Below are 4,164 nucleotides of genomic sequence, written 5' to 3'. Positions count from 1 at the left end.
CCGGCTCGACCGTGAAGTTGTTGTCCGCGAGGAACTTGGTGAGCTCCTCGGGGTACGGCTTGACCGAGGACAGCACGTTCGCGGCCGAGAACCGGTCGGCGTCCTTGAACACCGCGAGGACGTCCTCGCGCCTGGTCACCACCCAGTAGTCGGTCTCGGCGTTGTAGAAGACCGGTGCCTCGCGGCGGGCGCCGAGGAAGAACTCGTAGGTGCCGTCGTGATCGAACGGCTTGAATCCGCTGGTCACGGGGCACTGTGCGGCGGCGGCGATGGGCTTCTCGTCGGTGACAGTCATCCGTCTGCACTTTCTCCCGTCGGTCATGTGTGACCGTGCTCGAGGTCACATTCGACCGTAGTTGTTGTTTTGTCAACAGACGAGTCGAAGTGTGTCCAGAGTCTGATGATTTGTCAACAACTCCCGAGAAATCCGAGGCCGGACCCGGTTTCGCGGGAAGCCATGTTGACAAGTCAAGAGACTTCCGTCACCGTTGTGGTCCAGGTCACCGGACTCCGCCGAATCGATTCCGTGAGCGCAGTCCCGCCCTGGGGCCGGCGCTCCGTTGAAACCGGTTTGCGGGCAGTGGCTTTCATAAACGACTCTGTCGAGAGGACTCCTATGGGAGCGAATCGGACTCCTGAACTCGCCGACGCTTTCGCGTCGGCGGGTCACGCTGCGCCGGCAGGCATGGACCGGGAGCGTCGCCGCGTCGCACTTGCGACGCTCGTCGGCACCACGGTCGAGTGGTACGACTTTCTCGTCTACGCGCAGATCGCCGCCCTGGTCTTCGGTGATCTGTTCTTCAGCGGCCTCGGTCAGTGGAGCCAGCTCACCGCTCTGGCGACCACCGGCGTGAGCTTCATCTTCCGGCCGCTCGGGGCGATCGCCAGCGGCTACCTCGGCGACCGCTTCGGCCGGCGGATCGTGCTCGTGCTCACCCTCGGTCTGATGGGTGTGTCGACCACCCTCGTCGGTCTGCTGCCGACGGCCGCGTCGATCGGAATCGCGGCGCCGATCCTGCTCATCGCGCTGCGCTGCCTGCAGGGGCTCTCCGCAGGCGGCGAGTGGGGTGGCGCGGCGATGCTCGCCGTCGAACACGCGGAGCCCGGTCGCCGCGGCCGCATGGGTTCCTTCCCGCAGATGGGCATGCCGCTCGGCATGATGCTGGCGATCATCGTGATGGCCGTCTTCAACAACCTGCTGGGCAAGGAGGCGTTCGACTCCTGGGGTTGGCGCCTGCCGTTCCTGCTCTCGGTGGTGCTGGTCCTCGTGGGTCACTTCGTGCGGTCCAGGGTTGCCGAGTCGCCCGTCTTCGCGGAGCTCGAGGAGTCGCACGCGACGGCGAAGACCCCGCTGCGTGAGCTCTTCGGCAATCATTCCGGCAAGGTGCTCCACGCAGCTGGCACGCTCCTGGGCAACATCACCGCCGGCTACATGATCGTCGGTGGCTTCGCCCTCGCGTACTCGACCAAGACGCACGGCCTGTCGCGCAATCACGTGTTGATGTGGCTCGTCGCGGCCAGTGCCGTGTGGATCGCCTGCACCTACCTCGGCGCGTGGTGGAGCGACCGTTCCGGTCGTCCGATCGTCTACCGGGTCGGCTACGCGCTGCTGTTCGTGATGCTCCTACCGCAGTTCTGGCTCCTCAGCTCGGGCACGCTGCTGGGCACCGGGATCGCGGTGGTGACCCTGGCGGTGCCGCTGGGCCTGACCTACGGCCCGCAGTCGGCGCTCTTCGCAGAGATGTTCCCGGCGAAGATCCGGCTCTCCGGGGTGTCACTGTCGTACGCGCTCGGTGCCGTGCTCGGCGGCGCATTCGCCCCCACGATCGCCGAGGCGCTGACCAAGAGCTTCGGCTCGGTCATGGCGGTCGCTCCGTACCTGATGGGCATGGCCGCGATCAGCCTGGTCGCCGCCTTCCTCATCCGTGATCGCTCCGGGGAGCCACTGGACGCACGCTGAGGCGGGCCATCCGCCGAGCAATGCCGGCGGCGGGAAGTTCGTGTCCCGCCGTCGGCTTCGGCATGCCGTTTTCCGGTAGGGCCGTGCCGTTTTCGGGCGGGTGTGGCTCCGAACCGGATCTACCGAAAATGTGGTGTTGACAACTCAACAACTCTCTCGACAAGATGCGTGTTGACAAAACAACAACTTGTGACGGGGTCGTGCAACGCGTCGGCGCCCGGGCCGCAAGTCGTAGGAGGAAGCTGTGGAGATTCAGCAGAGCAAGGAAGCGGGAAGTCCGCTCGGAATGCTTCCGGGACTGAAAGTCGTGGAGATGGGCCAGAACCTGGCCGCTCCGTACGCTTCGTTGATCCTCGGTGATCTGGGCGCCGACGTCGTCAAGGTCGAGAAGCCCGGCGGCGACGACGCCCGCGGATGGGGCCCGCCGTTCGTGGGGGACAGCTCCGTGAGCTTCCACATGATGAACCGCAACAAGAAGTCCGTGGTCCTCTCCCTCGACGACGAGAACGACTACAAGGCGTTCCTCGATCTCATCCGCGACGCCGACGTCTTCGTCCACAACCTGCGCCCCGGCGTCGACAAGAAGCTCAAGGCCGACGCCGAGACGCTCATGGCCGTGAACCCGCGGTTGATCTACTGCGCGATGTCGGCGTTCGGTCACACCGGCCCGATGGCGGACCGTCCCGGCTACGAGCCCCTCCTGCAGGCTTTTTCGGGCATGGTCGCCGTCAACGGTGACCCGAGCGGGCCGCCCTCGCGGGTCGGTCCCTCGGTGGTCGACCTCGGCACCGGCATGTGGTCCGTCATCGGTGTGCTCTCCGCGCTCCTGCAGCGTCAGGTCACCGGACTGGGCAGCGAGGTCAAGACCTCCCTGCTGGAGACCGCCGTCAACTGGGCGGGTCGTCACATCGCCGATTACGGTGCCACCGGCAAGATTCCGCCGCGTGTGGGCACCGGCCACAACTCGCTCACACCCTACGGTGCGTTCGAGTCGTCGGACGGCCCGTTCATCATCGCGGCCGGAAACGACCGCCTGTTCGCCAAACTGGCCGGAGCGCTGGGCCACCCGGAGTGGCCTGAAGATCCGCGCTTCACGACCAACGCGGCCCGCACGGAGAACCGTCCCACGCTCCTGCCGCTGATCTCCGAGATCGTCGCCGGTGCCACCGTCGCGGAGTGGATCGAACGCCTCGAGGCGGCGGGAGTGCCCTGCGCGCCGATCAATTCGATCCCGCAGGTCCTCGAGCACCCGCAGACCGCGGCGATGCAGATGATCCTCGACACCGACGACGAGCGGCTCAAGCTCACCGGACTGCCGCTGAGCATCAACGGCGCCCGGGCGGGTTTCGGCACCAAGGCCCCGGCGCTCGACGCGCACCACGACGAACTGGTCGACGGCGCAGCCGCGACGGACACGGGAGAAGTCAAGTGAGCCAAGTAGTTACGCACATCGCAACCTCCGACGAGAAGTCGGTCACCGTCCGCGGCAAGGACCTGTGCGACGAGATCATCGGTGAGCGCACCTTCACCGAGATGATCTACTTCCTGTCCGTCGGACGGATGCCCTCCACCGCCGAGGCACGTGTCCTCGACGCCTGCCTGGTCACCCTGATGGAACACGGCTGGGTCCCGACCTCGATCGTCACCCGCCTGGTCGCGGACAGCGTCCCCGACGACGTGCAGGTCGCGATGGCCGCCGGTCTGCTTTCCGTCGGCCCGGTCTTCGCCGGCACCATGGAAGGCTGCGCGGAGATCCTCGCCGAGGGCATCCGCAGCGGTGAGGACCCGGACGTGTACTGCAAGCGGGTCGCCGAGGAGTACGTCGGCGCCAAGCGGCCGGTCCCGGGATTCGGGCACCGCCTGCACAAGCCGGACGATCCCCGCTCGATCAAGCTGCTGCGCGTCGCGGAGGAGAACGGACTCGAGGGCCGCTACGTCGATCTGCTCCTGACGCTGAGCCGCGAGGTCGACGCCGCCCGCGGTGGCCGGCACCTGACCATCAACGCCACCGGCATGATCGCCGCGCTGTTCCTGGAGATCGGGATCCCGCTGAAGGCGGGTCGCGGCATGGCCGTGGTCTCGCGCGCCGGCGGTCTGCTCGGTCACGTGGTCGAGGAGTTCAACGAGCCCTCCGCGCGCAAGATCTGGCAGCTCACCCGGGAAGGCATCCCGTACTCGGCACCCGAGGAGACGCAGGCATGACC

At 66.8% G+C, this 4,164-nt stretch carries 3 protein-coding genes and 1 pseudogene; 3 read left to right on the top strand and 1 reads right to left on the bottom strand.

Annotation, left to right across the window (positions count from 1 at the left end):
- Nucleotides 1-295 (bottom strand): annotated as a pseudogene (locus I0Q12_RS22850) (cytochrome P450); the annotation flags it as partial.
- A 321-nt stretch (nt 296-616) separates the two neighbouring features.
- Here I0Q12_RS22850 and I0Q12_RS22845 point away from each other — a divergent pair.
- The 3 genes from I0Q12_RS22845 (at nt 617) to I0Q12_RS22835 (ending at nt 4,162) form a co-directional block, all read left to right on the top strand.
- The gene (locus I0Q12_RS22845; RefSeq protein WP_231611253.1) at nt 617-1,960 is read left to right on the top strand and encodes an MFS transporter; all 1,344 of its coding nucleotides are present in this window, start codon (nt 617-619) and stop codon (nt 1,958-1,960) included.
- 244 nt (nt 1,961-2,204) lie between these two features.
- Nucleotides 2,205-3,392: a CaiB/BaiF CoA-transferase family protein gene (locus I0Q12_RS22840; RefSeq protein ID WP_197255009.1), complete on the top strand. Its 1,188-nt coding sequence runs from the start codon at nt 2,205-2,207 to the stop codon at nt 3,390-3,392.
- Nucleotides 3,389-4,162, top strand: coding sequence for a citryl-CoA lyase (locus I0Q12_RS22835; protein ID WP_197255007.1), 774 nt, complete (start codon nt 3,389-3,391; stop codon nt 4,160-4,162). Before I0Q12_RS22840 ends, I0Q12_RS22835 begins: the two co-directional genes overlap by 4 nt.
- Nucleotides 4,163-4,164 lie beyond the last annotated feature (2 nt).

Origin of the sequence: Rhodococcus sp. CX, from assembly GCF_015865005.1 — a bacterium.
In the GTDB taxonomy this organism is placed as follows: domain Bacteria; phylum Actinomycetota; class Actinomycetes; order Mycobacteriales; family Mycobacteriaceae; genus Rhodococcus.
Note: the sequence above shows the minus strand (reverse complement) of the source record. Positions and strands in the feature narration are given on the sequence as shown.